This is a genomic window from Pseudoclavibacter sp. JAI123, from assembly GCF_013409665.1.
Lineage (GTDB): Bacteria > Actinomycetota > Actinomycetes > Actinomycetales > Microbacteriaceae > Pseudoclavibacter.
In genome coordinates this window covers 239,489-259,537 of the sequence record NZ_JACCCM010000002.1, presented here as the reverse complement: position 1 = coordinate 259,537, position 20,049 = coordinate 239,489, and the positions used below count along the sequence as shown (strand labels likewise).

Below are 20,049 nucleotides of genomic sequence, written 5' to 3'. Positions count from 1 at the left end.
CCACGGAGGCCGCATCTCATCAAGGGGGAACATGCGCCTCACCAAGCTCGAGCACGCCGCGCTTTCGATCGAGAAGAGCGGGTCGCGGCTCTTCATAGATCCGGGCAAGTTCACGACCCCGATCACCGAGGCGGCGGGGACGGTCGCCATCGTCATCACGCACGAGCACGACGACCACTGGACTCCGGAGCAGCTGACGCGCATCCTGGCCAGGAACCCGAAGACCCCGATCTTCACGACGCCCTCGGCCGCCGAGAAGATCTTCGCCGCCGATCTTCCGGACATCGGAGAGGTCATCGACGTCTCCGCTGGCGAATCGGTGCTGGTCGGAGGCTTCGATCTCGCGTTCTTCGGCGGCGAGCATGCCATCATCCACAGTTCGATCCCCCGCATCGAAAACGTCGGCGTGCTCGTCGAGCACGGCGCGCTCTACTACGGGGGCGACGCCTACACTGCGCCGGAGGGCGTCGACATCGACGTGCTGGCCGTGTGCGCGAACGCGCCGTGGATGCGCATCGCGGAGTCGATGGACTACATCGAGCGGGTGCGCCCCAAGCGGGTGCTGCCCGTGCACGAGATGCTGCTCGCCAAGGTCGGGAAGTCGCTGGCGACGACTCGGCTCCGAGAGTCGGCGGAGCGCGCAGGTGCACTGCTCGTGGACCTGCAGCCCTTCGAGACGCTCGAACTCGACTGACGGCCGCCGCCCCGCGCGGGACGGGCTCTCGTGAACTCATCCCCAGCGGGGCAGGTAAGTCCGCTCAGTGCTCGCGGAGCATCTCGATGAGCTCGTCCTTGCGCTTGTCCGAATAGCCCGTGAGGTCGAGCTCCTTCGCGCGCTGCTTCAGGTCCGCGACGGTCCAGTCCTCGTACGATCCGGATTCGCCGCCCTTCTTCCCGACCTCACTCCGCCCCTTCTTGGCGGCGGCGTTCGAGATGCGTGCGGCCTTCTCCTTCGAGTTGCCCTCGTCGCGCAGCTTCTCGTAGAGCTCCTGGTCCTTCAGGCTCGGCTGGTCGTCGGCGTTCGAGTTCTTGGGCATGATCCGCTCCTCTCGCTTCGATCCGGGTCGGGTCGCCTGTTCGGCGTCCGTCGACGTCAGAGGTTCTTGCCGCCCGTGACGGCGATGATCGCTCCGGTCGTGTAGGTGGCGTCGTCGGAGGCCAGGTAGACGTAGGCGCCCGCCAGCTCAGCCGGCTGACCGGCCCGCCCCAGGGGCGTGTCCTGGCCGAAGCTCGCGAGCTTCTCCTCGTCCCAGCCCGTGGCCGGGATGAGGGGCGTCCAGATTGGGCCAGGGGCGACGGCGTTGACGCGGACGCCCTTCGGACCGAACTCCTTCGCCATCGACTCGGTGAGCGACACGAGGGCCGCCTTCGTCATGGCGTAGTCGAACAGGCCGTCGCTCGGCTCGTAGCCCTGCACGGACGACGAGAAGATGACGGATGCGCCCGGCGGCAGGTGCTCTTCCGCGGCACGAAGCGTGTAGATGGGCGCCTCGAGGTTCGTCTCGATGACGCGACGGATCTCCTCCGTCGGCGTCTCGCCGATGCTCGTCCGGTCGCGCTGGTAGGCGGCGTTGAGGACAAGCAGGTCGATGCCTCCGAAGGCGGCGACCGTCGCGTGCACGATCTCGGAGCAGTACTGCTCGTTCCGGAGGTCACCAGGGAGCAGGAGTCCGGTCTCGCCGGCCTCGTTGATCAGGCGCGCGGTCTCCTGCGCGTCCGCCTCCTCCTCCGGCAGGTACGAGATGGCGACTTTCGCACCCTCTCGCGCGTAGGCGAGGGCAACGGCGCGACCGATGCCGGAGTCGCCACCGGTGATGAGGGCGCGGCGGCCTTTGAGCCGCCCGTGGCCCGTGTAGCTGCTCTCCCCGTGGTCGGGGGCGGGTGTGGTCTCGGTGGTGAGGCCGGGCTGCTGCTGCTCCTGGCCGGGGAAGCCGGAGTCGCTGAAGCGGTTTCTGGGGTCGGTGAGTGCGGTCATCGTTCGCCTCCGTCTGATCGGTGGTTCGTGGTGATCGTGGTCTGGCATCGACGCGGCGGTTCGCGGCGCAATGTACCGACGACGCTAGGGATCGAACGTTGACGTTCCCTGATCAGCAGGTGCGTGCGCGCTCAGTGCGGCGCGCGTCACCGGGTGCGTCGCGCGCTGAACGCGACCAGGGCGGCGCATCCGCTCGCCACGACGGCGACGGTCACGAGCAGGGAGGTCATGCCGAACGTCGGTGCCAGCGCGGAGAGGATGGCGGGGAGGGCGAAGCCGATGTAGGTGAGCGCGTAGTACAGGCCGGTGAGGCCCGCCAGGTTGCGGCTCCCCGCCATCGCCTGCACCTCCACGAGGCCGGTGAGCATGCAGATGCCGTACGCCCCACCGAGGAGGACGCCGGCCGCGCACGCGAGCAGCGGAGACTGGACGGCGACGTTGGCGGCCACGGTGAGGGCCCCAACGGCGAGGAGCCCGAGGCCGACCGAGCCGGAGGCGCCGCCGACGCGCGCGGCGATGCGCGGCACGCTGGGCTGGATGAGGAACCCGACCGTGAGCGTGACGAGCGTGAGGAGGGCTGCGAACGCTATCTCGAGTCCCCCGAGCCGCTCCACGACGATGGCCGGCGAGACGGCGAACGCCAGCGCGGGAGCCGCGAAGACCCACGGTGCCATCGGCAGGATGACCGTGAGGAAGCGACGACGGTGCTCGGGCGCGATGGCCACGTCGACGATCGGTCGAGGCGGCCGTTCCTCACCCGATCGAAGGGACTGCGGGCCGGCGGTCTCGGTTCCCCGTGCGAGCGCGATGGCGGCGACGGCCGTGAGCGCGAGCTGCACGACGTACGGGGTCACGGTGGGCCAGGGCGCCCACTGCGCGAGGAGGCCGGCGACGACGGCGCCGAGGAGGAATCCGCCGGTGATGGTGAGCGAGGCGCGCCTCGCCGCGATGGCGGGTGCCACGGTTCCGCTCGAGAGCTCGCGGATCCAGGTCGTGCCGACGACCATGGCGAAGGCCACCGAGACGCCGGACAGGAGGCGCCCGACCATCATCGCGGTCGGGCTCGCGCTGCCGAGGGCGAGCACAACCGCGGCGACGACACTCAGCGTCACCGAGGCGATCATGACCGGCTTGCGGCCGAAGCGGTCGGAGAGGGAGCCTGCGATGAGGAAGCCGGGAATGAGGCCCAGGATGTAGGCGCCGAAGAAGAGGTCGACCTGCAGCGCCGAGTAGCCCTCGACCTTGCGGTAGAGGAGCAGGAGCGGCGTGAACTGGTTGCCGCCCCAGGCCATCATGAGGACAGCGGGGGCCGCGGCGATCCAGGCCCGCGCGCGTCGTGGCGCGGGCGACGGGGACGCCGCGCTCACCCCTTGAGCACTTTCATCGTGAAGTGGGAGGTGACGCGGTGGACGCCGGGGAGCCGCCAGATCTTCTCGCGCAGTAGCTTCTCGAAGCTCTCGAGGTCGGCGACCTCGACGCGGAACGCGTAGTCGGGCGAGCCGAACATGCGGCGCACCTCGGTCACCTCGGTGAGCTCGACAGCCTGCAACTCGAACGCCTCCACCGTGGAGTGCGCCTGACTCGTGAGGTCGACGTCGATGAGCACCTTGAAGGCCCGCCCCACCTTGTCCGGGTTGACCTCGGCGTGATAGCCGAGCAGCACGCCGTCCTCCTCCAAGCGCCGCACGCGGCGCAGGCAGGGCGCCGGCGTCAGCCCCACGCGCTGCGCGAGTTCGGCGTTCGTGAGTCGGGCGTTCACTTGCAGTTCGCGCAGGATTGCGCGATCGATGGTGTCCACACTTGATTATTGCCGAATCTGACGCCGCGAGGCTCCAATTCGCTCTCGGCATGCGCGCCCGACGTGCCAAGATCTCCGCATGACCACCCCAGACGCCGAAGCGCGCGACGCCGCGCCCCCTAGGCCCGCCGCGACGAGGCCTCGGGCTGCGCGTGCGCTGGGCATGCGCGCAGGCACGGGCAGGGCCGCGAACGCGGGAGCAGCAGGGAATGAGCGCGCGAACGCCGCCGCGAGCCCGGATCCGAGCCTGACCGCGACACTGGCCCCACCCCTGGCGGCCCCATCGACCCGCGGCGCGCGCATCCGAGCTGGGCTCCGCGACTCGCTCGCGGCGGGCCTCGGCGTGGTGCCGCTCGGCGTGGCCTTCGGGGTGCTGGTCATGCAGGCTGGGCTGCCCTGGTGGGTCGCGCCGTCGCTGTCGGTGTTCGTCTACGCGGGGTCGATCGAGCTCCTGCTGGTGGGCCTCATCGCGGCGGGAACACCGATCGCGACGATGGCACTCACGACCTTCTTCGTCAACTTCCGGCACGTGTTCTACGCGTTCTCGTTCCCGCTGCATCTGGTGCGCGGGCGCCTCGCCCGCCTCTACTCGATCTGGGCGATGACCGATGAGGCCTACGCGATCGTGACACCCATCCCTCCCGCGCAGCGCTCCGCGACTCGCCTCCTCACCCTGCAGCTCGCCCTCCAGGCCTACTGGGTCGGCGGGGGCCTGGCCGGCGTGGCGCTGGCAAGCATCCTCCCCGGCGAGATCAAGGGCCTCGAGTTCTCGCTGTGTGCGCTCTTCACGGTGCTGGCTCTTGACGCGATCCGCTCCCGCGAGGATGTGCCGTCGCTGCTCATCGCCGGTTTGAGCGTCTCGCTGGGGCTGCTCTTCGTGCCGGACGCTCCGCTCTTCGCGGCGCTCATCCTCTTCGCCGTGGCGCTCGCGGTGCGCGCGCTGTTGGCCGCGAGGCGCGACCGCGGGGAGGCGCAGGTGAGCGATGTCTGACGTGTGGTGGTTCGTCGGGGCGCTCGCCGTCTGCGGTGGCATCACGTTCGCGCTGCGCGCGGTGCCGTTCGCGGCGCTCAAGCCGTTGCGCGATTCGAAGACGGTGCAGCGGCTTGCCGTGTGGATGCCCGCGGGGATCCTCGCGATCCTCGCCGTCGTCACCTTCAGCGACTTCGCCGTCGAGCCACGCACATCCCTGTGGGCGGCGATCGCGCTCGCTGTGACGATCGGCGTGCACCTCGGGTTCGGACGCAGGACACTGCTCAGCGTCGGGCTCGGGACGGCAACCTTCGTCGTGCTCGTGAACGTCTTCTAGCCGATCACCCGCACGGCCGGCACTCCCGCTCGCGCCCCCTCGGCCATCTCGACCGTCGATTCACCGCCGTCCCTGATTCGCTGCGGCGCTGTGCGCTCGCGGAGCCGCCAGACTCGCGGCCGCCAGAATCGCGGCCATCCGGCTCGCAGCCGCCCGGCCTCGCGGCCGTCCGGCTCGCGGCCGTCATACCGGGCTGCCGTCGCGCGTGGATGCCGTCCCGAGTGGCGGCCGTCATACCCGACTGCCGTCACGCGCGAATGCCATCTCTCTCTTCTCGCAGCCTTCTCACCTGGCAGCGCTGTGGCGTCGTCGCAGCCAGCTGAAGGCGATGACCGAGATGGTCGCGTAGCCGGCGAAGAAGAGCAGCATGCCGAGGTCGTCCATCTCGTACTGGACGCTCTCGCCGCCGAGCACGAGGCGGTTCATGGTGAGCCACCCGAGGTGGGCGCCGATGCTCGTCCAGACGGTGGCGGATGCGGTGGCGTCGCGCGCGCAGATCAGGAGGTATCCGAAGGCGGTGAGCATCGTGTAGTAGACGATGGGGTCCTCGCCCGCCGGCGCCAGCAGGACCTCGTCGCCCGTCCCGCGAGCAGCCGCGAGGGCACCTTGGAACGTGATGGCCAGAATCGGGACGACGAGGAACGTCGCGATGTTGAGGAGGGCTGCCGGGGCGGGCGGGAAGGCATCGCGGAGGTTCGTGAGCGCGTAGCCGCGGATCGCGAGTTCCTCCGGGACGGCTTCGAGGAGGAGCGCGACGACGGTGTTGGTGGCGAGGAACCCGAGGAGCCGCACGGGGTCGAGGGCGATGAGGCTCACGACGCCGGTGACCTCGAGCGCCAGGAGCATGGCGAGGCCGGCGGCGACGAGGGTGCCGAGGCCGAGGGCGAACCCGGAGGCGTCGGCCCGGAGGCCCGTGAGCCCGATGCCGGCGAGCGATCGGCGATCCCACCGACACCGAAGGAGCAGGATGACGCCGACGACGATGAGCGTGACGCAGCACGCCACGAGCACTCGGGATCCGAACCCGCTCGCGGCGGTCGCGTCGACCCCGAAGAGGAACGATGAGACCTCGGTGGAGACCACGAGGCCGGTCGCCATGACGGCGGCAGCCACCAGGGCTCGAGTGGTTGCGACCCCTCGGCCGAGCGTCGCAACTCGCCGCCGTCCGTGCTCTGCGCCTGCCATGCCGCCTCCCCCAGCTTGCGGCCAGTGTATTGGTCGCGACGTCGCATCAGGGCGTGGGCCCGAGGGCCGAGTCGTTGGCGTCGGTCGTGAACTGGTTCGAGCGCGTGGGTCGTGGCCGGGCGCCAGCCGGGTCGTGAGCGCGGGCTGGCTAGAGCGGCTGGCGCGAGTCGTAATTGGACTGCAGTGGGCGCGCCCGGTAGCCGTCCCGCATCATGACGACGAGGGTGGCTGCCACCCCGGCTGCAGCGATGAGGGCGACGATGAGAGCGATGACGATGAGCGGGCTGAGTTCCATGGGCCACCTCCGTGATGGTGCGCGAGTCGTGCTGTTGGGCACATCCAATCGCTGTATTGGCCTGGCCGTCGCGGTCCACTTCGCGCATACTGGATCCATGGAGTCAACGTCTGGTTCTCGCATCTCTGCCCGCACCCTGCTGTCGTTGGCGGGTGAGCTGCGCGACGATTCGGCGGCGTACGAGGCCCTGGCCGAGCGCATCCGCCTGCTGATCGTCGACGGACGCATTCCCGTCGGCACTCGCCTGCCGTCTGAGCGGGAGCTCGCCGTGCAGTCTGGCCGGAGCCGCACGACGATCGTGGCCGCGTATCAGTCGCTGCGTGACAGCGGGCACGTGCTGAGTCGCCAGGGGTCCGGGAGTCGCGTGACGCTCCCCCGGCTCGGTCGGCAGGACTACCGTCCGACTGGGGAGGGTGAGAACTTCGGCGTGGACTTCGCGCGGGCGGTGCCGCCACCGGTCGAGGGGCTCGCGGAGATCATCGCGGACGCGTCGAGCTCCATGCCGCTCGCGCTCGCTGCCCCGGGTTTCGACCTCCTGGGAACGCTGTCGCTGCGGTCGGCGATCGCGGACCGGTACACAGCGCGGGGTCTTCCGACGACGGCAGACCAGATCATCGTGACGATGGGTGCGCAGCACGCGATCTCGTTGACGGCGCACACGCTGCTCACGCGGTCGGACGTGGTGCTCGTGGAGTCGCCCACGTATCCGCACGCCTACGAGGCGATGCGGCGGGCGGGCGCGCGGCTCATCGCGACTCCGGTCACGACGGGCGGGTGGGAGATCGATCATCTGGTCGAGACGATCGAGCGCATGCGTCCGGCTCTCGCGTACCTGATCCCGGACTTCCATAATCCGACGGGGGCGTCGATGCGGCCCGAGGATCGCGTGCGCGTGACGGAGGCGGCGCGTGCGGCTGGCACGATTCTGATCGTGGACGAGACGACCGCTGACCTGTCCATCGACCGGCCGTGGGACGACGGCCCCTTTGCGCGCCACGCGCGGGGGGCGTCGCCGTTCTCCGGTTCGGGGGTCGTGACGGTCGGGTCGCTGAGCAAGGCCGCTTGGGCTGGCCTGCGCATCGGCTGGATCCGGGCCGATGCGGCCCTGATTCGCCGGTTCGTGCAGGCGCGCCCCGCGGGTGATCTTGGGACGCCGCAGATCGAGCAGCTTCTTGCGGAGCGGATCGTGCGGGCCCTGCCCGAGCTGCTGCCGCGGCGCCGCGAGCAGATGCGTCGCCACCGGGACGCACTGCATGAGGCGCTGAGCTTGCATCTGCCGGAGTGGCACGTGCCGCTGCCTGATGGTGGCTTGTCGATGTGGGTGCATCTCGCGCAGTCGGCGAGCTCCGCCATGACGTCGCTGTCGGAGGCGCGCGGGTTGGCGCTGGTCGCTGGGCCGAAGTTCTCGATCGATGGGAGCCTGGAGCGGTTCCTGCGGGTGCCGTTCACGGCGCCGATCGCTGACCTGGAGGCGGGCACTCGGATGCTTGCTGATGCGTGGGCGCAGCTGTCGGTTCGTGACGTCCGGACGATGGCGGATACGCGTCTTCCTGAGATGGTGTAGTCCATGGCTCTCTTCATCAGCGACATCGACGGCACCTTGCTGAGCGCGCAGCGGACTCTTTCGTCCAGGACGATCGAGGCGATCTCGGCGGTTCGGGCCGCCGGCCACCACTTCGTGCTCTGTTCGTCGAGGCCCCCCGAGTCGATGAGGGTGCTCGAGCGCCTGTACGGCGGTATCGGGTCGCCTTTGGTGGCGTACAACGGCGGGTTGGTGCTCTCGGGGAGCGGTGAGGTGCAGCATGATGTGCCGATCTCGCCCGCGGATGCGCGGTTCGTCGCCGATCACTGCGAGGCGTCCGGGTTGCATGCGAGTTTCTTCGCCGGTGAGCACTGGTACGCCTGGAACGAGGACGAGTGGACCGAGCGGGAGCGCACGCACACGTGGGTGCACCCGGAGGCGACTTCGGCGTTGGAGTTCGTCGCGTCTGGGGAGGTGGATGCGACTCCTCCGCACAAGATCATGTGCATGGGTGCTCCGGCGCTGGTGGATGCGCTTGAGGTGGCGCTTGGTGCGCGTTCCGGTGTTGTGAGCTACCGGTCCAAGGACACCTACTTGGAGATCGCGAACGCGGACTGTTCGAAGGGCACTGGCCTGCTTGCTGTTGCGCAGCAGCTGGGGGTTGGTTCCGAGGACCTGTATTACTTCGGCGACAACTACAACGATCTGCCGGCGTTCGAGGTGGTCGGCCATCCGATCGCGGTGGCGAACGCGCGGGCCGAGGCGCTCGCGGTGGTCGAGTCGGTGATTCCGAGCAACATTGACGATGGGGTTGCGGTCTTCCTCGAGGAGTGGCTCGAGGCGCAGATTGCTGCGGGGCGACCAGTCCACTGACCCCCGAGTGGACCGCGACACGCCCGGGTGGATGCGATTGGATTGCAATATCCGGCATCCGCCGGCAGATCACGGAGGTGGACCCATGGAACTTCTTGTTATTGGTATCGGGGTTGTGGCGGTTGTCGCCTTCGCCGCTGAGACTGTCCGCGCTGTCCGCAAGGACGGCTATCCGCAGCGCCCTACGCGTTTCGGCTACAACACTCGTCAGCCGCAGCTCTAGTCGCGCTGCTGCACGCCGCTCGCTCTGAGCGGAGTTGGACAGCAACCGGTGCCGCCCTGGTCTTCATGATCTCGGCGGCACTTTCGCGTTTCGGCGCCGACCTTTCGATGTTCCGCGCCAGGTCCGCGGAGGACTGAGCCTGCCACACGGGAGGCTTCAGGGTCCTCGGTTAATCACGGTGCTCGGTTGATCACGGTCATCGGCTGAACACGGTCATCGGCTGAACACGGTCCTCGGCTGGTTAAGGTCCTCGGTTGATCAGGGTCTTCGGTTGATTGCTGGGCGTGCGGTTGGGACGCTGCTGGTGGTGTAGCTGCCGCGGCGCGCGGTTCTGCGTGGGGCGTGATGTCCGAGGGCGGGGACGACGTGCCAGCGTCCGCTGCCACTGTTGCTGCTGCCGTTGCCGTTGCTGTTGCTGCCGTTGCGTCCGTTGCTGCCGTTGTTGCCGTTGGTGAGGACGAGCCGTCCGCGGTGGACTTCGTGGTGGTGGAAGGAGCACAGCAGGATGCCGTGTTTCACGTCGGTGGGTCCGCCTTCGCTCCAGGGCTGTGCGTGGTGCACTTCGCACCAGCGCACGGGTGCGCTGCATCCGGGCGCCCGGCATTGCCGGTCGCGGATCGCGATGGCTCGGCGTTGGGCGGTGGTGAAGAGTCGTTGCTTGCGGCCGAGGTCGAGGATCTCCCCGGTGCTGCTGCGGGTCGCGACGCGGATGAAACCGTCGCACAGCAGCTGCGCGGCGACGCTCGGCGGGACCGGTTCCCCGGTGCGCTCCAGGTGGGGGACGTCCTCGGGACGGGTCGCGGTGCCGGCGATGCCGGCCTTGGTGGTCACGATGATGACGGTGGGCGCTTCGCCGCCGGTTCGGGGCGCGTCTGGGGATTCGGCGTAGGCGCGCACGAGCATCGTGAGCGCGTCGATGCGCTGCTGCTCGATCGACCGCGGATCCACCAGCGGAACCTCGACGTTGTCGTTGTCGTTGTCGCGGTGCGCGTTGTCGTCGTCCAGCGGGAGCTCGTTGGCGCCGAGGGCCGGGGCGAGTGGTTCCCCGCACTCGGACGCCGCCGGGAACTCCACCCTGCGCCGCGGCGAGAGCAGCGCGTCGAACACCGATAAGAGTTGCTCGCCCTGCTCGGGCGTCGCGACGAACTTCCCGGTGACCGCGCCGTCGCTACGGCGGGAGATCCACAGCCCGCGCTCTTCCGCGATCTTGTCGGCCCGCGGCTCGTCACCGTCCGGGTCGAGGTACGACACCCACGTCGCGGCCTGCACCTCCAGCACCTTCGGTACGGCTGGCTGCTCGTCTTCCGGGTTCACCCCGCACGCCGACGCGACCAGCTCCATCTCGGCCCGCTCGAGCTCGTCGACGCCCACGCGGTTCCCGGTGTGGTCCAGGCCCTTCGTGATCGCCGACGCCTGCGCGATCGACATGACCGCCGACCCGACCGCCTGCGACACCGCCGGGTACCTCGCCGGGATCGGCTCGCCCGTGACGCTCATCCGCTCCCGCGTCGCCGCGGCCACCCGCACCAGCGTGCTCGCCTCGAACGGCCGCACAGCAAGCACCTGCTCCAGCATGGCCGTCAGGTTCCGGAACCCCGACTTCCGCGCCACCGACTCCGCCCGCGGCGACTCGTCCTCCCGCCGCAGCAACTCGCCCGCGACCTCCACCAACGCCGCATCCAACACACGCCGACGAGCCGCCAACTCCCGCAACGCGACCACGATCTCCGCATCCGGAAACCCCGCCAACGGACACCGCGCCTCGAGCAGCGCATCAACCACAGCCGTCTCCACCGCCGTCTCCACTGACGACTCGCGATACGCCTCCTGCTCGAACTGCGATGCCACGATAACCTCCCCCAAGATCACTACCAGCGTAGCACTGGACCGCACCCAAAACCAGCCGTTGACCGGGAATTGTGGAAAAACATCGAAACTAGTTTCGACTCTATTCGCGCTCACGGACATCCCCTGATGGCAAGAGTGATTCCTTCGGAAGACAGGCGATCTCGGTGCTCCTGCGCCCCAGCAATCGCGCGCGACCTACGCTGACGGGATGACCTTCACGCCACGAGTTGTCGCCCACGAGGCGCTCACGTGTGCCGACCTCGCGGCTCTGCGGACGCTCTTCGATCGCGAGTACCTCGACGAGCACGGGCCGTGGGATCCCGACCACCCATACGGCTACGCGCCGGCTTCCATGCACGCCATCGTCCACGACGCGGCCGGGACTGTCGTGGCGCACGTCGGATTTCAGCCCCGAGAGATCGCGGTCGGCGAGTCCAGCGTTCTCGTCGCGGGCACGGGAGGAGTCCTCGTCGACGCCCGCTTCCGCGGCAGAGGGCTGGGCGAGTTGGCCATGTCGACCGCCCAAGGGGCCATGCGAGCGAACCCGGCCCTCGAGTTCGGCTACCTCGGTTGCAGGGAAGAGGTCGTCCCGTTCTACGAGCGCACAGGCTGGCGCCGCATCCACGTGGCGGAGCGGAGCGTCTCGCGCACGCCCGCGACGAGCGGGGTTCCTGTGACGAGCGGCACACCCGAGACGAGCGGCACACCCACGACGATCGGGACACCCGAGACGATCCTCGAAGAGGGCGCACCCGTGCTCATCTTCCCGCTGCGACGCGACGTCCGAGCCTGGCCGCCTGGCCCCGTCGATCTGCGGGGTCGACCCTGGTGAATGCGCGCGGCCCCGAGAGCTGCCCTCCGCTGGGCGTCCACCGCGACAGCACACTCGGGCGCCCTCAGCCAGTGGTGCCGTGATGGCAACAGGCTCGGCTGCGGCTGCGGCATCCTCGCGATTAAAGGCTGACGGCTGTCGGCTGTCGGCTAACTAGGACGACGACCTCGGCCCTTCGCCGGCATCCCCCGCCGCCTGCGCCTCGAGTTCGCGGAGGTGCTTGAGCCGTGCCCAGGGCACGAACCCGATCCACATGACGGATGCGATGGCTGCGCCCATGATCATCGACGAGATATCCATGTCATCCACCCTACGAACTGCGCCTGGGCCACCGCATCGGCTGCACGACGGACGTCACCCTGGCCTGCTGATGGACCCGCGCGGTCCGAAGGCCACGCGGTAATCGCTCGATCGCCTCGCCACCAACGTCACCGGCTCAGCTGAGCACCGCACGACCGCCGCACGCTCACCGCACCCAGCCCGCACCGCCCGGTCACCCTGCACAGAGGACTCCGGTCACCGCGAACCCCGCCAGGCCGCCCGCAGACACCGCCAGGTCACCCGCGAACCCCACCGGGCCGCCCGCAAAGGCCGCCCGCAAATGCCTCCCGGCCATCCCATCAACACCACCCAGCGCCGCACCTCCCCTACTCGCCGCCCCACCGCCGGTCGCTGCGGTCAAGGAGCACGTAGACCGTGCGGATGAACGCGACGAACGCCCCGACCCCGCACACGCCGCTGACGGCGATGGACGCCCACAGCACGACGCCGAGCGTCTCCTGGTGATCCGTGCCGACGGCGAGCTGCGTGGAGGCGGGCGTCGAGACGACCCCGCTGAGCACCCCGATGAGGAGGAACACGGTCCACCACATGAACGACGTCGCCGCCGACCCGTCTGCGGCTGATCTGAAGGTGCGCTGGTGGTGCGGGGTCATGCGTCCAGTCTGCCGATCTGGTGCAGCCGATGAATCCCCGGAGACCCACGCGAGACCTGGGTCGTCGCGCAGTCGTGACGCGCCGCCGCGTGCGAGGATGACCGCATGTCGCGCACCCCGACCGAGCTCCTGAGTCCTGCCGATCAGGAGCGCCGTCGCAGCCTTCGGGTCATGAAGGCGGTCGCCCTGGGCGCCCTGCTGTTCATGGCGGTCGTGTTCGTCGTCGCGTTCGCGCTGCAGCGCGACGTGCCCGCGTTCGCCTATGTGCGCGCGGCGGCCGAGGGCGGCATGGTCGGCGCCCTCGCCGACTGGTTCGCGGTGACGGCCCTGTTCCGGCATCCGCTCGGCATCCCGATCCCGCACACGGCGATCATCCCGAAGCGGAAGGACGAGATCGGCAGGACCCTCGGCGAGTTCGTCGAGACCGAGTTCCTGCGCGGCGACGTGGTGCGCGCGAAGCTGCAGGCCACGTCGATCGCGTCTCGCCTCGGCGAGTGGATCGAGCAGCCGGAGCATGCCGAGCGCATCGCCTCGGAGGCGTCGATCATGGCGACCGGCGTGCTCGAGGCGCTCAGCGACGACGATGTGCAGGGCCTCATCGAGGACCTCGCCCGCGAGCACCTCGTGGAGCCGCAGTGGGCGCCGCCCCTCGGCGAGTGGATGTCGCGTGTCGTCGCGACGGGCGCGCACCGGGGTGCCGTCGACCTCGCCGCCGACAGCGCCGCCGCGTGGCTGGCCGCGAACCAGTCCGCGTTCGACGGCCTCGTCTCGAAGCGCCTCCCCTCGTGGGTGCCGTCGGTTGCGACGAGGCTCGTCGACACCACCGCCTACAACGAGGCTGTGAAGTTCGTGGCCGCCGTGCGGGCCGACGACGCGCATCCGGCCCGCGCCGCCATCGACGGCTACCTCGCGCGCCTCTCGGACCAGCTGCAGCACGACCCCGAGCTCATCGCCCGCTTCGAGGGCGCCAAGGGGAACATCTTCGACAGCCCGCGCATGCGCGAGCTGGCCGCCGAGGCGTGGAACGCCGCGAAGAGCGGACTCCTGCGCTCACTCGCCGACCCCGAGAGCACCCTGCGCACGCGCGTCACGGCGGCGCTCGTCGACATCGGCCAGCGGTTGACGACGGATGCGCAGCTGCAGCAGCGCGTGAACACGTGGGTCATCGACGCGGCCGTGTTCCTCGTCGACCGGTATCGGCACGAGATCTCGTCGATCATCTCGGACACCGTCGCGAGCTGGGATGCCGAGGAGACGAGCGAGAAGATCGAGCTCATGGTGGGCCGCGACCTGCAGTACATCCGCCTCAACGGCACGATCGTCGGGGCGCTCGCCGGCGTCACGATCTTCACGGTCGCGCACGCCTTCCTGGGCTGAGCACGAGCACGAGCACGAGCACCACCCGACCGCGCCCCGCCCCCGCCGCCGCCCCGCCCAGCGAAGCGGCCTCAGCGTGGCCCCGTCGACTATCCGTACAGCTGCCGGTACCGGCGCTGAGCCGCGGGATGCAGCTCGATGGGGGTCGTGTCGATGAGGTTCGAGGCGGTCAGGTACTGCACCCCGAGCGAACCGTCCGGAACGAGCTTCGCGGCGTCCCCGATCAGCACGTCGACCAGGGCTCGGGCGACGTCGTCAGGCAGGTCGGGGCGCGCGAGCAGGTAGTTGGAGACGCCGATGGCCGGCACCGCCTCATCGCTCCCGTAGGTGCTCGCCGGCACCGCCGTGAGCGTGTAGACACCGGGATGCTCCGCTTCGAGGGACTCGAGCGCGCTCGTGAGGTCGAGCAGATCGACCGCCGCGTCGAGGTCCTGCACCGCCGGCAGCGGCAACCCGCCTGACCAGAAGATCGCGTCGACGGTGTCAGCCTCGATCGCAGCGATGGCCTCGTCGAGGTACAGCTCGGACACCACGGCGGCCTGCTCCCCGTCGAGGAGGCCGAGGGAGTCGAGCACACGCCTGGCGGTCAGCGCCGCCCCGGACTGCGGCGCCCCGACCGAGACCCGCCGCCCCGCGAGGTCTTCCACGCCACCGACCGGCCCATCCTTGCGCACGAAGCACTGCAGGTAGTTCTGGTAGACGCGTCCGATCGCGACCTTGTTCTGCGCGTCGGTCGCGGCCGCGTCGGCGAGCACGATGGCCAGCTCGGCGTCTCGCGCCTGCAGCAGGGCGAGGTTGGCGACGCTGCCGCCCGTCGTCACGACCTCGAGCCCCGTCGTGCCGGTCCTGCCGAGTGCGTCGCGGAGCAGCTCGCCGAACTGCACGTAGGTGCCGCCCTGCTCACCGCACGCCATGCGGATGCGCGTGGGCGCCTGCCCGAGCGAGCACCCGGCGAGCGAGAGGGTCGCGGCCGCCGCCGCGCCTGCGCCCAGCAGGAAGCCACGCCTCGTGACGCTCACCACGTGCGCACCAAACGCACTCGTGCCCGGAGCCCACCCTCGGGCGCCCGGTCGTAGCTGACCGAGGCCCGGTTGGCCCTCGCGAGCTCCCCGACGATCGCGAGGCCGAGCCCCGTGCCCGGCTTCGCCCGATGGTCGGGCGAGCGCCAGAACCTCGTGCCGAGCTGCGCGAGCTCGTCGTCGCGAACCCCGGGCCCGTCGTCGCTGATCTCGAGAAGCGCGTGCCCGGCTGCGCCCTCGAACTCGTCGAAACCCTCGTATCCGTCGAAGCCCTCAAGACCGTCCTGCGCGTCGGAAGCCCCGTCGCCCGTGGCGCCGCTGAAGCCTCCACGCTCCGCAGGCGGGCGCGACCCCGGCCCGCCGGCCAGACCCTGGCCGTGCACGTGCGCCTGCACCGACCCCGACGTCTGCACCGCCTCGCCCCCGTGCTCGGGACCCTCCAGGACGAACCTCATCGTGACCGTCGCCCCGCCCCCCGCGTACTTCCTCGCGTTGTCGAGGAGCGTCTCGACGATCTCCTCGAGGTCGCTCTTGCGACAGACCACGCGCACCTCGCGCTCGTCGACGACGCGCAGCCGCATCCCCTCGTCGCGGAACCGCTCCTCGTGGGGCGCAGCGAGCATGGCCGCGGACGTGACGTGCTCGCGGGCGGCCCCGTCGGCGAACCCCGTCCTCCGCCCGCTGGCCTCCGCCGTCGCGCGATGCTCAGCGTTCGCGAGCACGAGCATCCGGTCGACGACGTGCTCCAGACGGTCCAGGTCGCCACCGACCGCCTCCAGCTCGGCCTCATCGGCGTCGTCTCGGGGCAGGGCGTCGATGCGAAGGCGGATCGCCGCGAGCGGATTGCGCAGCTGGTGGGAGGCCTCCGCGACGAACCCGCGCTGCTGTTCGAGTGCGTCCTCGACGCCCCTCGACATGCGGGCGAACGACGAGGACAGGCGCCGCAGCTCGAGCGGTCCGGTCGCCGCAGCCAGGTCCGGCTCTCGCTGCTCCGCGAGCGCGTTGGCGGCGGCGTCGAGCGCGCGGACGGGCCGCAGCACCCAGCTCGTCCAGAACTGCGACGCCGCGAAGAGCAGCAGCAGGAGCAGGACGCCGGCGAGCGCGACAAGCGCCCACCACCCCGTGATCTCGGCTTTCGCCTCCGCCTGGTTCACCTCGAGCAGCACGGCACCCGATGCGGCGCTCGAGCCGTTCGCGAAGGGCTCCGCGACGAGGTGCGTGTCATCGCTCCACGGGTAGATGGTCGGGATGGAGCGCTGGGGCACCGTGCGCGACGCGGCGAGCACCAGCGACGCGGCACGCGCATCCAGGTCGACGTCGCCGGTCGAGGCGACGAGCGCGCCCTCGCTGTCGACGACCATCGCAGATTCGCCGTAGACGTCGGCGAAACGGTCCAGGTAGCGGATGAGGCCGGCGGCGTCGTCGCTCGCGACCACCGTCTCGGCGCGCTGCACGATCTGGTCCATGGATGTCGCCCGCTGCAGGGTGAGCTGCTGGGTGCGGTTCACGGCGATGCCCTCGCTTGCGGGGATGATGATGGCGATCACCGTGAGCAGGCCGAAGAGCATGAGGGGCAGCAGCACCTGCAGCCTCATCGGGCTGGCTTCGTCTCGAGCCGGTAGCCGAAACCGCGGATCGTCGTGATCGCGACGGCCGGCAGCTTCTGGCGCAGCTGCGCGAGGTGCACGTCGAAGGACCGCGAGGTCGCCGCGTAGGCATCGCCCCACACCTGGTCGAGCAGCTCCTGCCTGCTGACGGCGCGGCCGACGCGCTTCGCGAGCACAGCGAGCAGCTCGAACTCGGTCGGCGTCAGCGACACCTCGTCGTCGCCGACCGCGACGCGGCGGGAGAGGAGCTCGATGCGGGCCTCGCCGACGTGCACCACCTCTGGCTCGGCCGTCGGGGCTCGACGTCTGGCGACGGCGTCGATGCGGGCGAGCAGCTCGTGCATGCGCACGGGCTTCACGAGGTAGTCGTCGGCGCCGAGCCCGAGGGCGCGCACCGTGGAACGCTCGTCGCCGCGAGCCGTGACCACGATGACGGGCACCTGGCTGACCTGACGCAGACGCCTGAGCACCTCGAGCCCGTCCATGTCCTCGAGGCCGAGGTCGAGCAGCACGAGGTCGACGTCGCGGTGCTTCAGGAGCACGTCGCCGCCCCGGGCGACCTGCTGGCAGGCGTGATCGGCGCGCCCGAGCACGGCCGCGAGGGCGGCGGAGACGGACGCGTCATCCTCGGCGACGAGCACACGCATGCCCCAATGGTAGGCGCGCACCCACGGTGGCCGCCTACACGGGCGAGCGAACGGCACGCACGTAAAGGGAATGTAAGGATCCGCCCGCCGCCCCTTGCGCGCTGTCGAGAGTGGTGCAGTACACCCACACCGAGGTGGGGCCGGGGCTCCACCCCGCGGTCAGCAGCAGATCAACGACGATGGAGAAGTCAATGACGACGACACAGCAGCCGGGCAGCCTTCGCCGCTCGGTTTCCAACACCCTGAAGGGCTCGGCCGGCAACCTCGTCGAGTGGTACGACGTCTACGTCTACTCGGTCTTCGCCTCCTACTTCGAGTTCCAGTTCTTCGATTCCGAGGACAAGAACTCGCAGATCTACATCTGGGCGATCTTCGCCGTCACGTTCCTGATGCGTCCCATCGGCGCCTGGTTCTTCGGGCGCTTCGCGGACAGGCATGGGCGCCGCCTGGCCCTCACCGTCTCCGTGTCGATCATGGCCGGCTGCTCGTTCATCATCGCGCTCACCCCGTCGGCCGAGGTCATCGGTGCGGGTGCGGCGATCATCCTGATCATGTGCCGCCTCGTGCAGGGCTTCGCGACGGGCGGCGAGTACGGCACGAGCGCGACGTACATGTCGGAGGCCGCCATCCGCGGACGCCGCGGCTTCCTGTCGTCGTTCCACTACGTGACGCTCGTCGGTGGGCACGTGCTCGCGCAGGCCACGCTGCTCGTCATGGTCCTGTCCATGCCGACCGAGGCGATCTCCGAGTGGGGCTGGCGCATCGCGTTCGGCATCGGCGGCGTCGCAGCCATCGTCGTCTTCTACCTGCGCCGCACGATGGACGAGTCGCTCAGCGAGTCGGCCATCGAGTCCGTCAAGGACGGCACGTCGCGCTCCTCCGGCTCGATGAAGGAGCTCATGCTGCACCAGTGGCGCCCGCTCCTCCTCTGCTTCCTCATCACGATGGGCGGCACGGTCGCGTTCTACACCTACTCGGTCACGGGCCCCGGCATCGTGAAGAAGGCGTTCGCGGGCGACGACGTCGTCTCCGGCACGATCCTGAACCTCATCGCGCTCACCGTGCTCATGCTGCTGCAGCCCATCGGCGGCTGGCTCTCCGACATCGTCGGCCGCAAGACGCTCCTCGTGTTCTTCGGCGCAGGCGGTGTGCTGTACACCTGGTTCCTGCTCACGTACCTGCCGCAGCAGACCAACGAGCTCGCCGCGTTCGGCATCCTCGTCGGCGGCTTCGTGATCCTCACCGGCTACACGTCCATCAACGCCGTCGTGAAGGCCGAGCTGTTCCCGACGCACATCCGCGCTCTCGGCGTCGGCTTCGGCTACGCCATGGCGAACTCGCTGTTCGGCGGCACCGCGCCGCTGCTCTACACGGCGGCGGGCGAAGCCCAGCAGGTGCCGCTCTTCATCATCTACGTCACCATCGCCATCGCCGCGTCCCTCGTGGTGTACGTGTTCTTCCTCAACAACAAGGGCGTGAACTGGCTCGACGATGAGAAGGCCATGCGCGCCAAGGACGACGAGCGGGACGCCAAGCGCGAGGACCGCGAGGTCGCCGGCATCCGCTGATCTCAGCGGTTCGCACCCATACGGGGAATGCAGGCTCGTCGCGAGACGAGCCTGCTTCTTCGTATGGATGCACCTGGACGAACGCGGGCGGAGGTCCGGAGCAGGCGATCGTCGTTGACGGAGGAGCGGCGGATGGCGCGGGCGCGTGAGTCAGATGAGCGCGGGGCGGCGCGTGCTCTCGGCTCCCCCGTCGGCGTAGATGACCTGGCCGGTCACGTAGCCGTTGTCCTCGCTGGTGAGCCACGCGAGGAGGTTCGCGACGTGGCTCGGGTCGCCCGTCAGCTGCCCGTCAGGGACTGCTTCTTCACGACCGAGCGCTGCGCGGCTCTCCGACGTCTCGAGCGCGCCCGCGGTCATGGACATGAACGCGCGCCCCGGAGCCACGACGTTCAGGGCGATGCCCTCGCCGCCCCACTCCGGCATGGTTGCCGCGCGCCTCGCCCAGCGTGCGACGGACTGCTTCGACGTGGTGAAGAGCACGGACCAGCCGAGGGGCGTCACCGCGGATGCGAGCTCGTCCGCGTAGGCGAGGGCCGCTTCCTCGTCACCCGTCTCGATGAGGTCGAGCAGCTGGGCGTCGACCTCCTCGAGCGCGACGAGCGTGGCGACGACCGCCGCGCGCGGAGCATCCGACAGCGCGAGCAGCGGCCGCAGGCCCTCGAGCGTGGCGACGGCCCCGAAGTGGTTCACCGAGACCGTCTCAGAGGCAGGCCGCATGCGGTCTGCGATCGCGAGTGCACCGTCGACGATGCCCCCGCTGAGCTCGGTGGCCTGCGCGATGAGCTCGGCTCGACCTTCCGCACTCGTGAGGTCGACGTTGATGTCGGCTCCGGCGAGATCGACCCCGATGACGCGGTGGCCGTCTTCTCTGAGCTTCAGCGCCGCCGCCTTGCCTATGCCGGTTGCCGAGCCTGTGACGACGTACGTGCGAGTCATGGGTGAGGGTCCTTAGCGCTGGGTGAGCCTTCGCTCAATGACAGAGGTGCCGCAGAGCTACGCGGCGGACCGTGCCCATGAGCACAGTTCAGGAGAGCCGAG

Annotated in this window: 21 protein-coding genes; 8 read left to right on the top strand and 13 right to left on the bottom strand. The window is 69.7% G+C overall.

All coding sequences use genetic code 11. The annotated features are described in order from the left end of the window. Positions 1-31 precede the first annotated feature (31 nt). Positions 32-694, top strand: coding sequence for an MBL fold metallo-hydrolase (locus tag HDC34_RS13420; RefSeq protein WP_179557368.1), 663 nt, complete (start codon positions 32-34; stop codon positions 692-694). A gap of 64 nt (positions 695-758) precedes the next feature. Here the strand turns inward: HDC34_RS13420 and HDC34_RS13415 are convergent, their stop codons facing one another. The 4 genes from HDC34_RS13415 to HDC34_RS13400 form a co-directional block, all read right to left on the bottom strand. Next, on the bottom strand, positions 759-1,037 hold the full coding sequence (locus tag HDC34_RS13415; RefSeq protein WP_104311250.1) for a Rho termination factor N-terminal domain-containing protein: 279 nt from the start codon (positions 1,035-1,037) through the stop codon (positions 759-761). 56 nt (positions 1,038-1,093) lie between these two features. Continuing rightward, positions 1,094-1,975, bottom strand: coding sequence for an SDR family oxidoreductase (locus HDC34_RS13410; protein ID WP_104311249.1), 882 nt, complete (start codon positions 1,973-1,975; stop codon positions 1,094-1,096). 146 nt (positions 1,976-2,121) lie between these two features. Then, complete coding sequence (locus HDC34_RS13405) at positions 2,122-3,342, bottom strand: MFS transporter (RefSeq protein ID WP_179557367.1); 1,221 nt, start codon at positions 3,340-3,342, stop codon at positions 2,122-2,124. Next, positions 3,339-3,773, bottom strand: coding sequence for an Lrp/AsnC family transcriptional regulator (locus HDC34_RS13400; protein ID WP_179557366.1), 435 nt, complete (start codon positions 3,771-3,773; stop codon positions 3,339-3,341). Before HDC34_RS13400 ends, HDC34_RS13405 begins: the two co-directional genes overlap by 4 nt. Before the next feature lie 79 nt (positions 3,774-3,852). Here HDC34_RS13400 and HDC34_RS13395 point away from each other — a divergent pair, with 79 nt between their 5' ends. Next, positions 3,853-4,764 carry an AzlC family ABC transporter permease gene (locus HDC34_RS13395; protein WP_257023293.1) on the top strand — a complete coding sequence of 304 codons (912 nt, stop codon included), beginning with the start codon at positions 3,853-3,855 and terminating at the stop codon, positions 4,762-4,764. Beyond that, on the top strand, positions 4,757-5,080 hold the full coding sequence (locus HDC34_RS13390) for a branched-chain amino acid transporter permease (protein ID WP_179557365.1): 324 nt from the start codon (positions 4,757-4,759) through the stop codon (positions 5,078-5,080). The genes HDC34_RS13395 and HDC34_RS13390 overlap by 8 nt, the downstream gene beginning before the upstream one ends. Before the next feature lie 285 nt (positions 5,081-5,365). On the opposite strand, the gene HDC34_RS13385 is transcribed toward HDC34_RS13390, so the two are convergent. Both HDC34_RS13385 and HDC34_RS13380 read right to left on the bottom strand, forming a co-directional pair. Further along, a complete protein-coding gene (locus HDC34_RS13385; RefSeq protein WP_179557364.1) occupies positions 5,366-6,265 on the bottom strand; it encodes a type II CAAX prenyl endopeptidase Rce1 family protein in 900 nt (299 codons plus the stop codon). Between the two features lie 148 nt (positions 6,266-6,413). After that, complete coding sequence (locus HDC34_RS13380; RefSeq protein ID WP_179557363.1) at positions 6,414-6,560, bottom strand: hypothetical protein; 147 nt, start codon at positions 6,558-6,560, stop codon at positions 6,414-6,416. Between the two features lie 97 nt (positions 6,561-6,657). Here HDC34_RS13380 and HDC34_RS13375 point away from each other — a divergent pair, with 97 nt between their 5' ends. Beyond that, positions 6,658-8,124 carry a PLP-dependent aminotransferase family protein gene (locus HDC34_RS13375; protein WP_104311243.1) on the top strand — a complete coding sequence of 489 codons (1,467 nt, stop codon included), beginning with the start codon at positions 6,658-6,660 and terminating at the stop codon, positions 8,122-8,124. Between the two features lie 3 nt (positions 8,125-8,127). Then, entirely contained in the window at positions 8,128-8,955 is an 828-nt protein-coding gene (locus tag HDC34_RS13370; RefSeq protein ID WP_179557362.1) for a Cof-type HAD-IIB family hydrolase, read from the top strand. Between the two features lie 481 nt (positions 8,956-9,436). On the opposite strand, the gene HDC34_RS13365 is transcribed toward HDC34_RS13370, so the two are convergent. Beyond that, on the bottom strand, positions 9,437-11,026 hold the full coding sequence (locus HDC34_RS13365) for an HNH endonuclease signature motif containing protein (protein WP_179557361.1): 1,590 nt from the start codon (positions 11,024-11,026) through the stop codon (positions 9,437-9,439). 208 nt (positions 11,027-11,234) lie between these two features. Here HDC34_RS13365 and HDC34_RS13360 point away from each other — a divergent pair, with 208 nt between their 5' ends. Then, on the top strand, positions 11,235-11,858 hold the full coding sequence (locus tag HDC34_RS13360) for a GNAT family N-acetyltransferase (protein WP_179557360.1): 624 nt from the start codon (positions 11,235-11,237) through the stop codon (positions 11,856-11,858). Positions 11,859-12,011: 153 nt separating this feature from the next. Here the strand turns inward: HDC34_RS13360 and HDC34_RS13355 are convergent, their stop codons facing one another. Together HDC34_RS13355 and HDC34_RS13350 are read right to left on the bottom strand one after the other, a co-directional pair. Further along, positions 12,012-12,158, bottom strand: coding sequence for a hypothetical protein (locus HDC34_RS13355; protein ID WP_179557359.1), 147 nt, complete (start codon positions 12,156-12,158; stop codon positions 12,012-12,014). Positions 12,159-12,505: 347 nt separating this feature from the next. Beyond that, entirely contained in the window at positions 12,506-12,793 is a 288-nt protein-coding gene (locus tag HDC34_RS13350) for a hypothetical protein (protein WP_179557358.1), read from the bottom strand. Positions 12,794-12,898: 105 nt separating this feature from the next. Between HDC34_RS13350 and HDC34_RS13345 the strand changes: the two genes are divergently transcribed. Then, on the top strand, positions 12,899-14,170 hold the full coding sequence (locus tag HDC34_RS13345; RefSeq protein ID WP_104311238.1) for a DUF445 domain-containing protein: 1,272 nt from the start codon (positions 12,899-12,901) through the stop codon (positions 14,168-14,170). An 89-nt stretch (positions 14,171-14,259) separates the two neighbouring features. Here HDC34_RS13345 and HDC34_RS13340 read toward each other — a convergent pair whose 3' ends face one another. The 3 genes from HDC34_RS13340 to HDC34_RS13330 are packed head-to-tail and all read right to left on the bottom strand — an operon-like array spanning position 14,260 to position 17,443. Beyond that, positions 14,260-15,192 carry a TAXI family TRAP transporter solute-binding subunit gene (locus HDC34_RS13340; RefSeq protein WP_179557357.1) on the bottom strand — a complete coding sequence of 311 codons (933 nt, stop codon included), beginning with the start codon at positions 15,190-15,192 and terminating at the stop codon, positions 14,260-14,262. Further along, positions 15,186-16,784, bottom strand: coding sequence for a HAMP domain-containing sensor histidine kinase (locus HDC34_RS13335; protein WP_179557356.1), 1,599 nt, complete (start codon positions 16,782-16,784; stop codon positions 15,186-15,188). The genes HDC34_RS13340 and HDC34_RS13335 overlap by 7 nt, the downstream gene beginning before the upstream one ends. Beyond that, positions 16,781-17,443 carry a response regulator transcription factor gene (locus tag HDC34_RS13330; protein WP_179557355.1) on the bottom strand — a complete coding sequence of 221 codons (663 nt, stop codon included), beginning with the start codon at positions 17,441-17,443 and terminating at the stop codon, positions 16,781-16,783. The genes HDC34_RS13335 and HDC34_RS13330 overlap by 4 nt, the downstream gene beginning before the upstream one ends. Positions 17,444-17,634: 191 nt before the next feature. On the opposite strand from HDC34_RS13330, the gene HDC34_RS13325 reads away from it, so the two are divergent. Continuing rightward, positions 17,635-19,011: an MFS transporter gene (locus HDC34_RS13325; protein WP_257023291.1), complete on the top strand. Its 1,377-nt coding sequence runs from the start codon at positions 17,635-17,637 to the stop codon at positions 19,009-19,011. 150 nt (positions 19,012-19,161) lie between these two features. Here HDC34_RS13325 and HDC34_RS13320 read toward each other — a convergent pair whose 3' ends face one another. Beyond that, a complete protein-coding gene (locus tag HDC34_RS13320; RefSeq protein WP_179557353.1) occupies positions 19,162-19,947 on the bottom strand; it encodes an SDR family oxidoreductase in 786 nt (261 codons plus the stop codon). Positions 19,948-20,049: the final 102 nt, after the last annotated feature.

Bases quoted from the DNA above. Each gene is read 5' to 3' on its own strand.
- HDC34_RS13355 (WP_179557359.1), bottom strand. From the start codon at position 12,158: ATGGATATCTCGTCGATGATCATGGGCGCAGCCATCGCATCCGTCATG.
- HDC34_RS13330 (WP_179557355.1), bottom strand. From the start codon at position 17,443: ATGCGTGTGCTCGTCGCCGAGGATGACGCGTCCGTCTCCGCCGCCCTC.
- HDC34_RS13385 (WP_179557364.1), bottom strand. From the start codon at position 6,265: ATGGCAGGCGCAGAGCACGGACGGCGGCGAGTTGCGACGCTCGGCCGA.
- HDC34_RS13370 (WP_179557362.1), top strand. From the start codon at position 8,128: ATGGCTCTCTTCATCAGCGACATCGACGGCACCTTGCTGAGCGCGCAG.
- HDC34_RS13380 (WP_179557363.1), bottom strand. From the start codon at position 6,560: ATGGAACTCAGCCCGCTCATCGTCATCGCTCTCATCGTCGCCCTCATC.
- HDC34_RS13415 (WP_104311250.1), bottom strand. From the start codon at position 1,037: ATGCCCAAGAACTCGAACGCCGACGACCAGCCGAGCCTGAAGGACCAG.
- HDC34_RS13420 (WP_179557368.1), top strand. From the start codon at position 32: ATGCGCCTCACCAAGCTCGAGCACGCCGCGCTTTCGATCGAGAAGAGC.
- HDC34_RS13350 (WP_179557358.1), bottom strand. From the start codon at position 12,793: ATGACCCCGCACCACCAGCGCACCTTCAGATCAGCCGCAGACGGGTCG.
- HDC34_RS13345 (WP_104311238.1), top strand. From the start codon at position 12,899: ATGTCGCGCACCCCGACCGAGCTCCTGAGTCCTGCCGATCAGGAGCGC.
- HDC34_RS13410 (WP_104311249.1), bottom strand. From the start codon at position 1,975: ATGACCGCACTCACCGACCCCAGAAACCGCTTCAGCGACTCCGGCTTC.
- HDC34_RS13325 (WP_257023291.1), top strand. From the start codon at position 17,635: ATGACGACGACACAGCAGCCGGGCAGCCTTCGCCGCTCGGTTTCCAAC.
- HDC34_RS13390 (WP_179557365.1), top strand. From the start codon at position 4,757: ATGTCTGACGTGTGGTGGTTCGTCGGGGCGCTCGCCGTCTGCGGTGGC.
- HDC34_RS13360 (WP_179557360.1), top strand. From the start codon at position 11,235: ATGACCTTCACGCCACGAGTTGTCGCCCACGAGGCGCTCACGTGTGCC.
- HDC34_RS13335 (WP_179557356.1), bottom strand. From the start codon at position 16,784: ATGAGGCTGCAGGTGCTGCTGCCCCTCATGCTCTTCGGCCTGCTCACG.
- HDC34_RS13375 (WP_104311243.1), top strand. From the start codon at position 6,658: ATGGAGTCAACGTCTGGTTCTCGCATCTCTGCCCGCACCCTGCTGTCG.
- HDC34_RS13395 (WP_257023293.1), top strand. From the start codon at position 3,853: ATGACCACCCCAGACGCCGAAGCGCGCGACGCCGCGCCCCCTAGGCCC.
- HDC34_RS13320 (WP_179557353.1), bottom strand. From the start codon at position 19,947: ATGACTCGCACGTACGTCGTCACAGGCTCGGCAACCGGCATAGGCAAG.